Genomic DNA, 15,242 nt, shown 5'->3' with positions numbered 1-15,242 from the left:
TTTTAAAATTTAAATGGAAAAAGACTCCCAAAGGGAGTCCTAATTATTGTTCTTTTGCAACATCAACTAATTTTGCAAAACCTTCTGGATCATTAATTGCCATTTCAGAAAGCATTTTTCTATTAATATTTATATTTGCCTTTTTAAGACCTGAAATAAATTTTGAATAGCTCATTCCATTAAGTCTTGCAGCTGCATTAATTCTTGCAATCCAAAGTTTTCTAAAATCTCTTTTTCTTTGTTTTCTACCGATGTATGAATAGTTAAGAGATTTCATAACAGCTTGATTTGCAGTTCTATATAATTTTGATTTAGCACCAAAATATCCTTTAGATTGCTTTAGAATATTTTTATGTCTTTTTTTGGCGTTAACGCCTCTTTTTACTCTAGCCATCTTTACCTCCTATTAAGGAATCATGTGATCGATTCTCTTTTGATCACCTTTAGAAACTGTACTACTTTTTCTAAGTTTTCTTAGTCTTTTAGCAGTTTTCTTACCTGTTAAATGTCCTTTATAAGCATAAAATCTCTTAAGCTTGCCAGAACCTGTTCTCTTAAACCTCTTAGCGGAAGCTCTGTGAGTTTTCATCTTTGCCATAAAAATCCTCCTTATTTATCAGACTTGTCATTGTCTTTTTTTTCTGAAAGGAACATCACTAGATTTCTTCCTTCCATCTTAGGTTTTTTGTCCACAACTCCATACTCAGAAATTAAATCTACAAACTTATCGAGAACTTCGCGTCCAAGATCAGTGTGACCCATTTCTCTACCTCTAAATCTAACTGCAACTTTAACCCTATCACCATTTTTTAAGAAATCAATAGCTCTATTAGCTTTTGTATTTAAATCGTGATCCTCAATATTGGGAGTAAGTCTTAATTCCTTTATATTGATTACCTTTTGTTTTTTTCTTGCTTCTTTTTCTTTTTTCTCCATGTCGTATCTGTATTTACCATAATCCATTAAACGACACACTGGTGGTTTTGCGTTTGGCGCAACTTTAACTAAGTCCAGTCTTTTAGATATAGCCAAATCGATTGCTTGATTTGTAGCAACAACACCTAATTGATTGCCCTCATCATCTACTAATCTGACTTCCCTTTCTCTTATCTCTTCATTAATTTGAAGTTCTTTAATTTCTAAGCACCTCCGTAAATTAAAAAAGCGAGCACACAAAGATGCCCGCAAATTCATCATAATTTTAAAATAACCTAAATGACTTCGCCATTAGGTGAGAAGCGGACTTCTTCTTTAATAACAAACGATATGATAACACAAAGTTTATTAATTGTCAAACATTTTACACTAAAGATTTTATTTTTTGATATAAAAGATCTATTGCAACTTCATTGTCCCCACCTTCAGGAATAATAACATCTGCATACCTCTTTGAAGGTTCAACAAATTGAAGATGAGAAGGTCTAACAGTCTTCATATATTGATCAATAACTGAATCAAGTGACCTTTCTCTCTCTTTCATATCTCTTTTTATCCTTCTGATAATTCTAACATCAGAGTCTGTATCTACAAAAACTTTTATATCCATAATGTCAATTAAATTCACTTCACTAAAAATTAAAATGCCTTCTAAAATAATTATTGGCTTTGGAAAGACTATTTCTCTTTCTCTTTTTCTGTTATGAAGTGCAAAATCATAAATAGGTTTTTCAATTTCTCTTCCAGATTTTAAAAGTTTTAAATGATTATACAAAAGATCGTTGTCAAAGGCAAGTGGATGATCATAATTTGTATTTACTCTCTGTTCAAATTTCAAATTAGATTGATCTTTATAATAAGAATCTTGCTCAATTACAGAAACATTATCTCTCCCAATAAGTTCTATTAATTTTTTAGTAACAGTGCTCTTACCGCTGCCACTTCCTCCGCAAATCCCAATAATACAAGCTTTACTCGTCATTCTCTCTCCTCAAAATAAATCCCTTTTTGACAGGTTTATCTATTTTTATTTTAAAAATTTGCTTAGCTTTATTTGCAACTTCTATTTCTCTATCTTTATCATCATACATCTCTTGTATATTATAATTAAAATGTTTTATACCAGGGCCAAAAATTTCTATATCTTCTCCCTTAAAAATCCTATTTCTCTGTTCTATGGTTGCAACCTTTGTATCATTATTATAATCTAAAACAATCCCAACAAAATCATAACCTCTTATATAAGAATTATCTTCATAAACTTGAGAATTCTCATTAGCTTTTCCATAAAAGAAACCAGTTGTAAAATCTCTGTGACTTACTTTTTTAATTTCTTCTAAAAGATATGGATCATATTTATAATTTTCTGGGTCTTCATAATATGCATCAATTGCCATTCTATAAGATCTTATAACTGTTGCAAGATAGTACTCACTTTTAACTCTGCCTTCAATTTTTAAACTAGAAATTCCAGCACGAATCATATCGTCAATGTGTTCAATCATACACAAATCTTTAGAATTCATTATAAAAGTACCTTCATCATGCTCTTCTATTGGAAAATATTCTCCAGGTCTTTTCTCCTCAACAAGATGATATTTATATCTGCAAGGCTGTGCACAATCGCCCATGTTAGCATCTCTTCCAGTCATATAATTCGAAAGAAGACATCTTCCAGAATAAGACATACACATAGCACCATGAGCAAAAGTTTCAATTTCAATTTCATCTCCAACATTTTTTATAATATCAGAAACTTCCTCTAAACTTAGTTCTCTAGCCATTACAACTCTTTCTGCTCCAAGGTCTTTCCAAAACTTTACCGTTTCTACATTTGTAACAGAACCTTGTGTAGAAATGTGAATAGGAAAATTAGGTGCAACCTTTTTAACTTTCATAAACATACCAGGATCTGCAACAATTAATGCATCAACACCAATATCATTTAATTTTTCAATATATTCTTCAACTCCAACTATATCCTTGTCGTGAGGAATAATATTTAAAGTTACATGGATCTTTTTTCCTCTTTCGTGCAAATAATTTGTAGCCCACTTTATATCTTCCACGGAAAAATTCTTTGAAGCCTTTCTAAGCCCAAAGCTTTCTCCACCAAGATAAACAGCATCAGCTCCATACTCTACTGCAGTTTTTAATTTATTCATATCACCAGCTGGTGCTAAAAGTTCAATTTTCTTCATCTTTTCTCCTAACTAAAAGTATCCCATCTCCTATGGGGACAACAGAAGATATAAAATTATCATCTTCTGAAATATCACTTAAAAAATTCCTAAGTCTTTTAACAATAGTCTTCTTTCTCCTCACAATGAGCTTATCTTCTGCGACCATTCCTTTAAATAAAACATTGTCACAAATTATAATACCATCTCTATTTAAATTTTTTAAAGCAGAATCAAAATATTTTTTGTACTGCCCCTTTGCAGCATCTATAAAAATTAAATCGTATTTTTCTTCTAAATTTTCCAAAAAATCATAAGCGTCACTTTCATGGACACTTATAATTTCATCTAAACCTTCACTAGAAATATTTTTCCTAGAAATTTTTACCATTTCAGAATTTAACTCAACAGTATCAAATTTTTTTATACATTTATTTCTCTTCACAAAAGAAATTGATGAATAACCTATTGCAGTCCCAAGTTCTAAAATTTTTTTTGGTTCCTTCATTGAAATTAAAAAATTTATAAACTCTTCACTTTCCCTCTCTACAATTGGAACATGATTTTCTTCTGCATACTCAATCATTTCCAAAAGTTTTTCATCGTGAACTTCTTTTAAATTTCTTAAATAATTTTCTATATAATCATAATTTATATTTGGCATAATTCCTCTAAAAAAGGGAACCTTATAGATTCCCTAAATATCCTAAACCTCCATAATAATTGGCAAAATCATAGGATTTCTCTTTGTATTTTTCAAAATATATGATCTAAGATTATCTCTAATGTCAGACTTTAATCCATTCCAATCCTTTAAATTTTCATTAGATTCCTCTTTTAATATCTTTCTGACAACATTTTTTGCATCCTCAATCAAATCTTCAGACTCTCTAACATATACAAATCCTCTTGAAATAATATCTGGTCCAGAAACAACTTTGCCTTCTTTTGTTATAGTTATAACTACAATTATAAGTCCGTCTTCTGAAAGATGTTTTCTATCTCTAAGTACGATATTTCCAACATCTCCAACTCCAAGACCATCAACTAAAATATTGCCAGAAGGAACATCTCCTACAAGTTTTGCATCTTTTTGCGAAATTTCAAGACAATTTCCATTTTCCATTATAAAAATATTGTCTTCAGGTATTCCCATTTGTGCTGCAATTTTTGCATGTTTCATTAGATGTCTAACTTCTCCATGAGCTGGAATAAAATATTTTGGTTTAATTAAGCTCAAAATAAGTTTTAATTCTTCTTGACAAGCATGACCAGACACGTGAATTTCTGATAGAGTTTCATATATTACTTTTGCTCCTCTTTCGAGTAGTCTATTTATAACTTTCGTAACTGCATTTTCATTACCTGGTATTGGTGTTGCAGAAAGAATTATAGCATCATTTGGAGTAAGTTCTATTTTTCTGTGCTCACCATAAGCAATTCTAGTTAAAGCTGACATAGGTTCGCCCTGTGAACCTGTGGTTATTAAAACAATCTCACTGTCATCATATTTATACATGTCTTTTATATCTACAAATGTATCTTTCTTAACTCTAAACTGTCCAAGTTTTTTCGCAGTTTCTGTGACATTTATCATAGACCTACCTGATAGTACAACTTTTCTACCATATTTTTCTGCAGAATTTATTATTTGTTGAACTCTATGAACATTTGATGCAAAAGTTGCAATAATAATTCTGTTTTCTGAAAGATTTTGAAAAAGTCTATTAAATGTTTCCCCTACTTTTGACTCACTCATCGTGTAGCCTGGTCTAAGTACATTCGTACTTTCTCCAATCATTGCAAGTACACCTTTTTCACCAATTTCTGCAATTCTTGTAAGATCGATTGGCTTTCCACTAATCGGTGTAAAATCTACTTTAAAATCTCCAGAGTGATAAACATATCCAAGAGGAGTTTTTATTGCAAGTGCACAAGCATCTGGTATAGAATGATTTACATTTATCCATTCAACTTCCATTTTGCCAAGTTTTACTACGTTTCCTGCACTTACAACATGAAGTTTATCTCTTGAAAGTCTATGTTCTTTTAATTTATTTTCTAAAAGACCAATTGTAAGAGCAGTACCATAAATATCTAAATCTAATTTTCTAAGAACATAAGGAATTGCACCAATATGATCTTCATGACCATGTGTTAGCACAAGTCCTCTTATTTTATCCTTATTATTTTCCAAATAAGTTACATCTGGTATTACTACATCAATACCAAGCATTTCATCTTCTGGGAATGTCATACCACAATCGACAATAATAATATCATCTCTATATTCTATGACCGTTAGATTCTTTCCAATCTCGTGAAGTCCTCCCAGTGGAATAATCTTCACTTTATTTGTATTTCTCATTAATTTGCCTTCTCCTCAAATTTGTGGCGGCAGTCTTCGCAATAACCCATAAATTTTAGAGTGTGGTCAATAATCTTAAAATTCTTTTCTCTTTCTATTTCTTCTTCCAATTCATTTAAATCGTCGGCATCAAATTCTTCTACTTTGCCACAATTTAAGCACACAAGATGATGATGTCTATGTCCTTCTTGCTTTAATCTAAGTTCATATCTAAGAATATTATCATCAAAAGCAATTTGATCCAAAATTCCTAATTTGTGAAACAATTGAACAGTTCTATAAATAGTTGCAATTCCCATTTCAGGATCTTTCTCAGCCACTAAATTATAGACTTCTTCTGTGGTAAGATGTTTATCTTGATTTTTCAAAAAAACTTCATAGACCCTAGCTCTTTGTTTTGTATATTTATATCCTGCGTCCTTTAGAATCTTCTTTACAGGATCAGTATTTAAATCCATACAGTCAATCACCCATCTATTTCATCTAAAAGTTCTTCATAAACTTTTTTTGCTTCATTTAACTCATAATCATCTATACCGGCAAGAAGTTCATTTCCAAACTCATCTTCTACCACTTTTAATATATAGATTTCTGGCTCTTCTTCATCTGTATAGAGTGCTACATAATCTGTATCGTCAATTGAAAATTTTGCATCTACAAAAAATTCAACTTTCTCATTATTTTCATCATACAATTTTATCTTTTCCACTATTATCACCTATAAATTAATTCTATCCAGATAGCTTTGCAAAATGTATGTTGCTGCAATTTTATCTATATATTTTTTTCTATTTTCTCTTCGAACAGAACCTTCTATTAGAACTTTCTCTGCCATTAAAGTAGTCATTCTCTCATCTACATACTCAATATCAACTTTGTATTTATTTTTTAATTTTTCTGCAAATTTAATGACTTTTTCACTTTGAGGTCCAATAGTATTGTTCATATTCTTGGGAAGACCTACCACTACTTTTTCTACATTATTTTCTTTTATTATGTCATGAATTTTATCATAGGCTATTTTATTTGATTCCCTTTTTATAGTAGTAAGAGGTTGTGCAGTAATCATAAGAGGGTCGCTTATTGCAACTCCAATCCACACATCTCCTACATCTAAGCCTAAAACTTTATTCATTTAACCACAACCTTTACAGGTACATATATAATATGTAAAAGAGATGGTCTAGCCATCTCAAAATTTTTCCAAATAAACTTTTAGCATCTCTTGTAAAAGCTCGTCACGCTCTATTTCTTGTATCATGGATCTTGCATTATCATGACTTGTTATATAAGTTGGATCGCCTGATAATATATATCCAATAATTTGGTCAGAAGGATTGTATCCTTTTTCCTCTAGAGCATTGTAAACAACTTTTAAAATACTCTTAATTCTTTCTTGTTCCAAAATGTTTTTTTCAAAAATTTGTGTATTATTGTTTTGATCCATAATTGCCTCCAAATAGATTATATCATAAAATATCTATTTTGATAATATTATAATAATTCACTTATTTTATTTAGAGCTTCATCAATCTTGTTTAAATCTTTGGCACCGGCGGTTGCCATATCAGGTCTTCCACCTCCACCACCACCGGCTACTTTTGCAATTTCTTTTATGAGTTTACCTGCTACAATTTTCTTTTCAACAAGATCCTTTGAAACTGCACATACAAAATTTAATTTATCATCATTTACAGTTGCAAATAAAACTACAACTGATCCAAGTTTATTTCTCACTTCATCAGCTAAATCACGAAGAGTATTCACATCAACTCCTTCGAATTTCTTTGTTACGTATTTTATACCATTTTTTTCTCTAACTGAATCTAAAATTCCAGAAATCTGATCTTTTGCCATTTCATGTTCAAGCCTGTCTATTTCTTTAGCCATTTCTTTTAAACTTTTATTATTTGACTTTATCTTTGAAATAATTTCATCTTTATTAGATTTTAATTCCCTTGCTATTTCATCTTGTTCGCTTTTTAAGGAATTTAAATAATTATATACTGCAGGCCCAGTAATAGCTTCTATTCTTCTTATTCCATTGCTGACTCCATTTTCAGATAATATTTTAAACATCAAAATTTCAGAAGTGTTTTTTACATGAGTACCACCACAAAGTTCTCGTGAGTAATCTCCCATGGAAATAACTCTAACTTCATCATGATATTTGTCTTCAAAAAGACCTATTGCACCCATTTTTTTAGCGCATTCAAGATTTGTAACTTTGGTTTCAACTGGAAGTGATTCGAATATTTTTTCATTTACAATATTTTCTACTTTTTCAATTTCTTCTCTAGTCATTGCTTCAAAATGGGAAAAATCAAATCTCATTCTATCATCCATAACAAGAGAACCAGCTTGATTTACATGATTTCCAAGTACATCTTTTAAAGCTCTGTGAAGAAGATGTGTTACTGAGTGATTTCTTCTAATATTATTTCTTCTCTTTGAGTCAATTATAACTTCTGCACGATTTTTCTCTAATTTTCCTTCTACAACTTCAACAAAGTGAAGATGCAGTCCATCTTTAGTTTTCTTAGTATCTGTGACCTTCAATTTAAATTTATCAGAAATAATTTCTCCAGTATCTCCAACTTGACCACCACTTTCTCCATAAAAAGTAGTTTTATCTAAAATTACAATTCCCTTTTCACCTTTATCTAGAGAATCTACTATTCTATCATTTGAAATTATTCTTATAATATTTCCACTGCACTTATCTTTTTCATAGCCTAAAAATTCATTGTGAAGACCCTCAAAGAGATGTTTGTTATCTTGGTTTGACCAACCAACATTGGAGTCATCTCTTGCATCCCTAGCTCTTTTCTTTTGAAGATCCATTTCATTTTGAAAGCCTTCCATATCTACATCAAAGCCTTCCTCTTTTAAAATTTCTTCTGTCAAGTCCACTGGGAATCCATAAGTGTCATAAAGTTTAAATGCTTTTTCTCCATCTAAAAATTTTGAATTTGATTTTTTCATTTCTTCTATGTTTGCATTTAATCTTACAAGTCCACCATCAATTGTTTCTAAGAATTTTTCTTCTTCTCTCCTAATTATTTCTTTAATAGACTCTCTATTCTCTTTTAATTCTTCGTACTGATCTCCCCAAGAGTCAATCACCATATCTGCAATTTCAAATAGAAAAGCTTTTTTAATACCAAGCTTTCTACCATGTCTTGCAGCTCGTCTTATAAGTCTTCTAAGTACATAACCTCTTCCTTCATTAGAAGGCACAACAGTATCAGAAATCATAAAAGTCATGGCCCTTATGTGATCAGTTATAACTCTAAAAGAAATATCTAAATCTTTATCTTCTCCATATTTTTTCCCAGAAACTTTTGCAATTTCTTCTATAATATCTTTTATTGCATCAATTTCAAAAATATTTTCAGTTTTTTGCAAAACTGTCGCAATTCTCTCAAGCCCCATTCCAGTGTCAATATTTGGATGTGAAAGTGAATTGTAATTACCAGATTCATCTTTATCGAATTGTGTAAAAACTAAATTCCAAACTTCAATAAATCTATCACCTTCATCACCTGGTTTTTCCTCTTCAGATCCATATTCTAAACCTCTGTCCACATAAATTTCTGAACAAGGACCTGATGGGCCAACTTCAAGTTCCCAAAAATTATCTTCTTTTCCCAATCTAATTATTTTTTCTTCAGGAATTCCTATTACATCTCTCCAAATATTGTAAGCTTCATCGTCCTCAAAATAAACAGTAACCCACAAATCTTCTTTTGGAATTTCTAAATTCACTGTCAAGAATTCCCATGCCCAAGGGATTATTTCCTTTTTAAAATAATCTCCAAAGGAAAAATTTCCAAGCATTTCAAAAAATGTAGCATGTCTATCTGTAAGCCCTACATTATCTATGTCACCAGTTCTAATACATTTTTGACAAGTTGTAACTCTTTTTGCAGGTGGAACTTCTTCTCCAGTAAAAAATTTTTTCATTGGTGCCATTCCTGCTCCTATTAAAAGTAGTGATTTGTCATCTTTTGGAATTAGTGAAAAACTTGGAAGTATAAAATGATTTTTTGATTCAAAAAATTTTAAAAATTCTGTCCTTATATCGTGTAACCCTAAATATTTCATATACAACTCCTATTAAAAATCCTCCCAGTCCATGGGAGGATGTGCTATAAATATTATAATTATAAAGCTTATTATTGTCAATCAACGCTATATCTGTCATTGTATTTTATTTTAACAAAATCAACTAGTATAAATATTATTGAAGTTATAGGAACAGAAATAACCATTCCCCAAACTCCAAATAATCCTCCACCAATTATTATTGAAATTAAAACTATAAGTGGACTAAGGCCTGTGCTATTTCCAATTAATTTCGGTGCTAAGATATTATTTTCAACCCATTGAATTAAAACAAATAAAATAAGTACCCAAAGTGCTTTTATAGGAGAATCCATAAATGCGAATAAAACTGCAGGTGCACAACCTAAGAATGGACCAATGTATGGAATTATGTCTGCAACACAAGTTATAAGTCCAATTATAATTGCAAAATCCACTCTAAGAATTAGTAAATAAATCATCGTTAGAACTCCAACAAAAATTGCCATCAAAAGTCTTCCTCTAATAAATTGTTGAAGTGCTGTGTCAATTCTTGTCACTAGATATGTTACGTCTTTTCTGTGCTTATTTGGTATTGCTTTTTTTAATTTTAAAGTAAATTTTTCTTTGTCCACTGAAAAGTAAAAAGAAAAAATCAATACTAATAAAAGTCTAAAGGCACCAGTTACTAGGCCATATAATTTTGAAAGTAAATTTGATGCAGATTTCATAAGAGATTCTTGCATGTTTCCTACTAGTTTATTTACAGCTTTAGTTATGGAATCTAAAATACTTGATACAATTTCAGGCGTTTCTACATTACCTTCCACTTTTGGATTTGATTTTTTATATACATCTATAAAATTATCTGGAAGTTCAACGTTGAATTTGGCAAAAAATTCTGACATAGAGCCGTTAACATTCTTAGTAAGAGTGTCAACCATGTCTGGCAAACTTGTAAGTAAATTTGAAATTTCATTAATAGTTTTTGGTATCACTGAAATTATAAGTACTGCGAAAATTAAAATAACTGTTATATAAACTATTATTACGCCAAATTGCCTTTTAATCCCTTTTCTCTCGAGATAATTTACAAGTGGGTCTATAATATATGCAAAAATCACTGCTATAATCACGCAGGAAAGTGTGTATCCAAGTATTGAAAATTTTTTAAAAATAACAATTATGGAATAAAAAATTAAAATTCCAAAAAATATTTTTATTATTATGGGCAGATCTAAATTTATTCTCTTTTTACTTTCTATATGTTTATTTCCTATATTTATTAAATAATAAATAGCCAAAAAAACTAGGATAATAGAAAGTATTGCAATTGCATAAATCATAAATCTAGAAGCATTGCCAGAAATCTGTTCCAACATATTATCACCTGCTCTTGAACTTTTTCATTCCTTCCAAAATTTTTTCCACTACAAAATCACATTCTTTTTTTGTATTATCTCGATTAAGTGACAATCTAAGCATGGAAAGAGATTCTTCTTCACTTCTTCCAATTGCTCTTAGAACATAAGATGGATTTATACTTCCTGCTGCACAAGCAGATCCCGAAGAAACACATATATCATACATATCTAAAAACTGAACCATTGTTTGTGGTTTTACATTTTTTAGAGTTATATTAATATTGCCTGGAAGTCTATTTTCTCTGGAACCGTTTAAAATAATCCCATCTATGTTGAGAAGCTTTTCAATAGTATAATCTCTCAATTCTCTTGTATATTTTATATCCTCGTCAATATTTTCATAAGCATCTTCAATTGCTTTTCCTATTCCAACAATTGATGCCACATTTTCCGTAGACGCCCTCATTGATCTTTCTTGCTCCCCACCATTTATAAAAGGATTTATTTTTACATTATCTTTTTTATATAAAATTCCAATACCCTTTGGTGCACCAATCTTATGCCCTGATATAGAAAGCATATCAACGTCTAGATCTTTTAAATTAAAATTAATATTTCCCATTGCTTGCACTGCATCTGTGTGAAACAAAATATTTTTATCTCTTGCGATTTTTGAAATTTCAGCAATTGGTTCGATTGTTCCTATTTCATTATTTGCAAACATAATAGATATTAATTTTGTGTTCTCTCTTATACTTTCACTTAATTCATCTAATTTTACAAAGCCATCTTTATCAACTGAAATAAGAGAATACTCTGTTCCCTTTTTTTTAACTGATTTTAAAGAATTTAAGATAGCTGGATGTTCTATCTTTGATGATATTATATGATTTTTTTCTTTTTGATTCAATGTTTCTTTTATAACCCAATTGTCAGATTCAGATCCTGACGCCGTAAAATAAATTTCAGTTGGTTTTACTTTTAATATTTCTGCAATTTTTATTCTCGAATTTTCTATTGCTGCTTTTGATTTTTGTCCCAGAGAATAAATAGAAGATGCATTCCCATAATTTTCTCTGAGATATGGGAGCATCTCGTTAAAAACATTCTCTGTTATTTTTGTAGTAGCAGCATTGTCCATATAAATCATAAATACCTCACATATCTGCCAATGTCATTGATTCCATTACACCTTCAATTTTCCCTTGAAGCTTTGATAAAATATCTCTTGTTGCACAATCAGAAAGTTTTCCACAATTTTCATTTTTACCAAGATCGCAACAAGAAAGAGATATATCTCCTTCAAGTGCATTTATAATTTCTCCTATTGGAATATCTTTAGGATCTTTAGCAAGTACATATCCTCCTCCTGCTCCCCTTGTTGATTTTACAAGACCTGCTTTTTTTAAAAGGGAAAAAAGTTGTTCTAAATAAGATTCAGATAAATTTTCATCCTTTGCTATATCTTTTAATGATCTTGGCCCTTTGCCAATATTTTCTTTTAAATTATACATTGCCATAAGACCATAACGACCTTTTGTAGAAAGTTTCATCTAATCACCTCTTATGAAGGAATAAAAGATCCTTTTTCTTTATTATTTTCTAACATATCCTTTAGAGTATACCAAGATAGAACTGCACATTTTACTCTTGCAGGAAGACTTTTAATGGATTCAAAGGCAATTGCATCATCAAGTTCTTCAAGTTCATCTGGATCTGTAACTTCGCCCTTTACCATTCCAATAAATTTTTTCGCCCTGTCAATTGCTTCTTCAACAGAAACACCTTTGACATTGTCGCACATAATGGAAGTAGATGCTTGAGAAATCGCACAGCCATGACCTGTATAAGAAATATCTTCTATTATTCCATCTTTAACTTTAAGTTCAAGAGTAATTTCATCACCGCAGCTTGGATTATGTCCAAGTTCTTTGTGTGTATAATTTTCCAATTCTCTCCTATTATGTTTGTTTCTAGAGTGTTCCAAAATTAATTCTGTATAAATACTATCAAGATTCAATTCCTAAAATCCTCCTTACATCATCAAGATGTTCTACAAAATAGTCAATTTCTTCTGTGGTATTGTAAATTGCAAAACTTGCCCTACAAGAAAAATTTGATCCTAAAAATCTGTGAAGTGGTTGTGCACAGTGATGGCCTGACCTTATTGCAATTCCAAAAGTATCTAAAATTGATGCAACATCGTGTGGATGAGCTTCTTTAAAATTAAAAGAAATAACCGGAGCTCTATTTTTATCACTTGTAGTATAAACTTCAAGATAATCTAATTTTTTTAGTTTTTCATAAGCGTAATCAGTTAAATATCTTTCATACTCATCAATTTTTTTCATTCCATATTTATTTATAAAATCAATTGCTGCTGAAAGGTTTACTGCTCCTTCAACATTTGCAGTTCCTGCTTCAAATCTTTGTGGTGCATCTAAAAAAGTTGTGTGGTCTTCATAAACATATTCAATCATATCTCCACCAGATAAGAAAGGTTCCATTTCATTTAATAAACTTTCTTTTCCATAAAGCACACCAATTCCAAGTGCAGAATACATCTTATGACCAGAAAAGGCTAAAAAGTCAACATCAAGTTCACTGACATTTACTTTTCTATGAGGAACAAGTTGTGCCCCGTCTAAAATAATTTTTGCATCTGAATGTTTTCTTGTATAATCAACAATTTTTTTAATGTCTGGATTTGTACCAACAACATTTGATGCACCTGTTATTGATAAAATTTTTGTCTTTTCTGTAATTTTTTCTTCTATTTCTGAAAATGGAATTTGCTTATCTTCATCTATATAAAGATATTTTAATTTTGCACCAGTCTTCTTTGCAACTTGTTGCCATGGAACTAAATTAGAATGATGTTCCATAATTGAAATTAAAATTTCGTCGCCATCTTTTAAATTATTAAGCCCATAAGAATATGCCAATAAATTTATAGCTTCTGTTGCATTTCTCAAAAATACAATTTCACTAGCTTTTTTTGCACCAATAAACTCACGAACTTTTTCTCTAGAATTTTCATAAACTTCTGTTGACTTCATTGCTAGATAATGTGCACCTCTGTGAGGATTTCCATTTTCTTTTTCATAAAAGTTTTTTATGTTTTCCATAATTTCACGAGGTTTTTGAGTTGTTGCTCCATTGTCAAAATAGACAATATTTTTCCCATTTGGTTTTAATTCTAAAAAGGGAAACTCTTTTCTTATCTCTTCAATTTCTGTCTTTGTAAACATTTCAATTCCCTCTCTTTATAATTTTTCTAACAGAGTTCCAAACTTCTTCTATCAATTCTTCATTATTTAATGAATCAATTGCACGAGAAAATTTTGATTCAACTATTAGAGATTCCGCTTCTTCTAAACTAATTCCTCTACTCATTAGATAAAAAATTTGGTCCATATCAAGTTTTCCAGCACTAGACGCGTGGTTTCCTACTACATCATCTTCATGTGCAAGCATTAGCGGTACTGATACTGAACGAACTGTGTCATCAAGTAAAATAGAATATTCTTCTTCTGCACCAACTGCGCCCTTTGCTCCTTCAATAAATTGTAAATTGGATTTAAAATTCTTTGAAGAATTATCTTTAAGTGCTCCATTTACTAAAATATCAGATTCAGTTTTTTCTCCTCTGTGAATCATATCGTAGTTCATATTTAAATATTCGTCTTCTTTTCCAAAGTAAATTGAATCTACAATTGAAGAGGAGTTTTCTCCAATAAGTTCACATTTATAATTTGTGTATAGTTTTGATGCTCCAAGTTCATATTGGTGTACAGCTACCTTTGCACCGTCTTCTGTGTAAACCCCAATTGATTCAAGCACAAGCGATCTATTGTCATCCCTTGCTATTATAAAAAGCTCTACCTCTGAATTTTCCTTTGCAAGGACTCTAATTACAGAATTCCTAAATTTGTTATTTTCGCCATAAGAAGTGTAATCAATTATTACTTTTATTTTAGAATCTTTTTCTGCAATTATATCGTGAAGATCAAAAAGTTCATTGTAATTGTCGTCTAATTCTAAAAGCTTAAAATCTTCTTTCTCTTCCTCTAAAGAAGTTTTATATAAATTATAATAATTTAAATATTTTCTATTTAACTCTAGCACTTCATTTGAAATTCCATATTTTATATTTTCAAATTCAGAAATTTCATTTGGATTTTTTTCTCCAGCTTCTTTATATGATTTTCCCTTTATTTCTGGAATTTTTATTTCAGTTTCATTTACTTTTAAATAACTAAAAGTTTTAAAAGCAATTTCATTTCCAATAATATTTGTCATGTTTCA

General features: G+C 30.3%; 18 protein-coding genes. All 18 read right to left on the bottom strand.

Features of this window, described 5'->3' with window-relative positions; translation table 11 throughout:
- Window positions 1-43: 43 nt before the first annotated feature.
- Window positions 44-394, bottom strand: a complete 351-nt coding sequence (gene rplT / locus BQ5450_RS08635; protein WP_010244159.1) for a 50S ribosomal protein L20 — start codon at window positions 392-394, stop codon at window positions 44-46.
- Window positions 395-406: 12 nt separating this feature from the next.
- Window positions 407-598, bottom strand: coding sequence for a 50S ribosomal protein L35 (rpmI, locus tag BQ5450_RS08630; protein ID WP_010244161.1), 192 nt, complete (start codon window positions 596-598; stop codon window positions 407-409).
- A gap of 11 nt (window positions 599-609) precedes the next feature.
- A complete protein-coding gene (gene infC / locus BQ5450_RS08625; protein WP_234347010.1) occupies window positions 610-1,197 on the bottom strand; it encodes a translation initiation factor IF-3 in 588 nt (195 codons plus the stop codon).
- A gap of 103 nt (window positions 1,198-1,300) precedes the next feature.
- Window positions 1,301-1,918, bottom strand: coding sequence for a uridine kinase (gene udk, locus BQ5450_RS08620; RefSeq protein ID WP_071126560.1), 618 nt, complete (start codon window positions 1,916-1,918; stop codon window positions 1,301-1,303).
- Window positions 1,908-3,137 carry a peptidase U32 family protein gene (locus tag BQ5450_RS08615; RefSeq protein ID WP_071126559.1) on the bottom strand — a complete coding sequence of 410 codons (1,230 nt, stop codon included), beginning with the start codon at window positions 3,135-3,137 and terminating at the stop codon, window positions 1,908-1,910. The genes udk and BQ5450_RS08615 overlap by 11 nt, the downstream gene beginning before the upstream one ends.
- Complete coding sequence (locus BQ5450_RS08610; RefSeq protein ID WP_071126558.1) at window positions 3,124-3,780, bottom strand: O-methyltransferase; 657 nt, start codon at window positions 3,778-3,780, stop codon at window positions 3,124-3,126. Before BQ5450_RS08610 ends, BQ5450_RS08615 begins: the two co-directional genes overlap by 14 nt.
- A gap of 42 nt (window positions 3,781-3,822) precedes the next feature.
- Window positions 3,823-5,484: a ribonuclease J gene (locus tag BQ5450_RS08605; RefSeq protein ID WP_010244174.1), complete on the bottom strand. Its 1,662-nt coding sequence runs from the start codon at window positions 5,482-5,484 to the stop codon at window positions 3,823-3,825.
- Window positions 5,484-5,942: a Fur family transcriptional regulator gene (locus BQ5450_RS08600; protein WP_010244177.1), complete on the bottom strand. Its 459-nt coding sequence runs from the start codon at window positions 5,940-5,942 to the stop codon at window positions 5,484-5,486. Before BQ5450_RS08600 ends, BQ5450_RS08605 begins: the two co-directional genes overlap by 1 nt.
- An 8-nt stretch (window positions 5,943-5,950) precedes the next feature.
- Window positions 5,951-6,193 (bottom strand): DUF1292 domain-containing protein, encoded by a 243-nt coding sequence (locus BQ5450_RS08595; protein WP_071126557.1) that lies wholly within the window; start codon window positions 6,191-6,193, stop codon window positions 5,951-5,953.
- A 9-nt stretch (window positions 6,194-6,202) separates the two neighbouring features.
- Complete coding sequence (gene ruvX, locus BQ5450_RS08590) at window positions 6,203-6,619, bottom strand: Holliday junction resolvase RuvX (protein ID WP_010244183.1); 417 nt, start codon at window positions 6,617-6,619, stop codon at window positions 6,203-6,205.
- Window positions 6,620-6,676: 57 nt separating this feature from the next.
- Window positions 6,677-6,931 (bottom strand): IreB family regulatory phosphoprotein, encoded by a 255-nt coding sequence (locus BQ5450_RS08585; protein ID WP_010244186.1) that lies wholly within the window; start codon window positions 6,929-6,931, stop codon window positions 6,677-6,679.
- Between the two features lie 47 nt (window positions 6,932-6,978).
- Window positions 6,979-9,591, bottom strand: a complete 2,613-nt coding sequence (alaS, locus tag BQ5450_RS08580; RefSeq protein WP_010244188.1) for an alanine--tRNA ligase — start codon at window positions 9,589-9,591, stop codon at window positions 6,979-6,981.
- Window positions 9,592-9,668: 77 nt separating this feature from the next.
- Window positions 9,669-10,952, bottom strand: a complete 1,284-nt coding sequence (locus tag BQ5450_RS08575) for an AI-2E family transporter (RefSeq protein ID WP_071126556.1) — start codon at window positions 10,950-10,952, stop codon at window positions 9,669-9,671.
- A 4-nt stretch (window positions 10,953-10,956) separates the two neighbouring features.
- Window positions 10,957-12,084: a cysteine desulfurase family protein gene (locus BQ5450_RS08570; RefSeq protein WP_199820678.1), complete on the bottom strand. Its 1,128-nt coding sequence runs from the start codon at window positions 12,082-12,084 to the stop codon at window positions 10,957-10,959.
- 7 nt (window positions 12,085-12,091) lie between these two features.
- Window positions 12,092-12,487 (bottom strand): RrF2 family transcriptional regulator, encoded by a 396-nt coding sequence (locus BQ5450_RS08565; RefSeq protein ID WP_071126555.1) that lies wholly within the window; start codon window positions 12,485-12,487, stop codon window positions 12,092-12,094.
- 11 nt (window positions 12,488-12,498) lie between these two features.
- Complete coding sequence (gene sufU / locus BQ5450_RS08560; protein ID WP_010244197.1) at window positions 12,499-12,954, bottom strand: Fe-S cluster assembly sulfur transfer protein SufU; 456 nt, start codon at window positions 12,952-12,954, stop codon at window positions 12,499-12,501.
- Entirely contained in the window at window positions 12,944-14,185 is a 1,242-nt protein-coding gene (locus tag BQ5450_RS08555; protein ID WP_010244199.1) for an aminotransferase class V-fold PLP-dependent enzyme, read from the bottom strand. The genes sufU and BQ5450_RS08555 overlap by 11 nt, the downstream gene beginning before the upstream one ends.
- A 1-nt stretch (window position 14,186) precedes the next feature.
- Window positions 14,187-15,236 (bottom strand): SufB/SufD family protein, encoded by a 1,050-nt coding sequence (locus tag BQ5450_RS08550; protein WP_071126554.1) that lies wholly within the window; start codon window positions 15,234-15,236, stop codon window positions 14,187-14,189.
- Window positions 15,237-15,242: the final 6 nt, after the last annotated feature.

This window comes from Peptoniphilus lacydonensis (assembly GCF_900106515.1).
Lineage (GTDB): Bacteria > Bacillota > Clostridia > Tissierellales > Peptoniphilaceae > Peptoniphilus_A > Peptoniphilus_A lacydonensis.
This window is presented reverse-complemented; position numbering and strand designations above follow the sequence as displayed.

What these genes read in the sequence shown, in the direction of transcription:
- rpmI (WP_010244161.1), bottom strand. Translation starts at nt 598, where the DNA reads ATGGCAAAGATGAAAACTCACAGAGCTTCCGCTAAGAGGTTTAAGAGA.
- BQ5450_RS08610 (WP_071126558.1), bottom strand. Translation starts at nt 3,780, where the DNA reads ATGCCAAATATAAATTATGATTATATAGAAAATTATTTAAGAAATTTA.
- BQ5450_RS08605 (WP_010244174.1), bottom strand. Translation starts at nt 5,484, where the DNA reads ATGAGAAATACAAATAAAGTGAAGATTATTCCACTGGGAGGACTTCAC.
- BQ5450_RS08550 (WP_071126554.1), bottom strand. Translation starts at nt 15,236, where the DNA reads ATGACAAATATTATTGGAAATGAAATTGCTTTTAAAACTTTTAGTTAT.
- BQ5450_RS08600 (WP_010244177.1), bottom strand. Translation starts at nt 5,942, where the DNA reads ATGGATTTAAATACTGATCCTGTAAAGAAGATTCTAAAGGACGCAGGA.
- BQ5450_RS08575 (WP_071126556.1), bottom strand. Translation starts at nt 10,952, where the DNA reads ATGTTGGAACAGATTTCTGGCAATGCTTCTAGATTTATGATTTATGCA.
- BQ5450_RS08615 (WP_071126559.1), bottom strand. Translation starts at nt 3,137, where the DNA reads ATGAAGAAAATTGAACTTTTAGCACCAGCTGGTGATATGAATAAATTA.
- alaS (WP_010244188.1), bottom strand. Translation starts at nt 9,591, where the DNA reads ATGAAATATTTAGGGTTACACGATATAAGGACAGAATTTTTAAAATTT.
- infC (WP_234347010.1), bottom strand. Translation starts at nt 1,197, where the DNA reads ATGATGAATTTGCGGGCATCTTTGTGTGCTCGCTTTTTTAATTTACGG.
- ruvX (WP_010244183.1), bottom strand. Translation starts at nt 6,619, where the DNA reads ATGAATAAAGTTTTAGGCTTAGATGTAGGAGATGTGTGGATTGGAGTT.
- BQ5450_RS08585 (WP_010244186.1), bottom strand. Translation starts at nt 6,931, where the DNA reads ATGGATCAAAACAATAATACACAAATTTTTGAAAAAAACATTTTGGAA.
- rplT (WP_010244159.1), bottom strand. Translation starts at nt 394, where the DNA reads ATGGCTAGAGTAAAAAGAGGCGTTAACGCCAAAAAAAGACATAAAAAT.
- BQ5450_RS08570 (WP_199820678.1), bottom strand. Translation starts at nt 12,084, where the DNA reads ATGATTTATATGGACAATGCTGCTACTACAAAAATAACAGAGAATGTT.
- udk (WP_071126560.1), bottom strand. Translation starts at nt 1,918, where the DNA reads ATGACGAGTAAAGCTTGTATTATTGGGATTTGCGGAGGAAGTGGCAGC.
- BQ5450_RS08565 (WP_071126555.1), bottom strand. Translation starts at nt 12,487, where the DNA reads ATGAAACTTTCTACAAAAGGTCGTTATGGTCTTATGGCAATGTATAAT.
- BQ5450_RS08555 (WP_010244199.1), bottom strand. Translation starts at nt 14,185, where the DNA reads ATGTTTACAAAGACAGAAATTGAAGAGATAAGAAAAGAGTTTCCCTTT.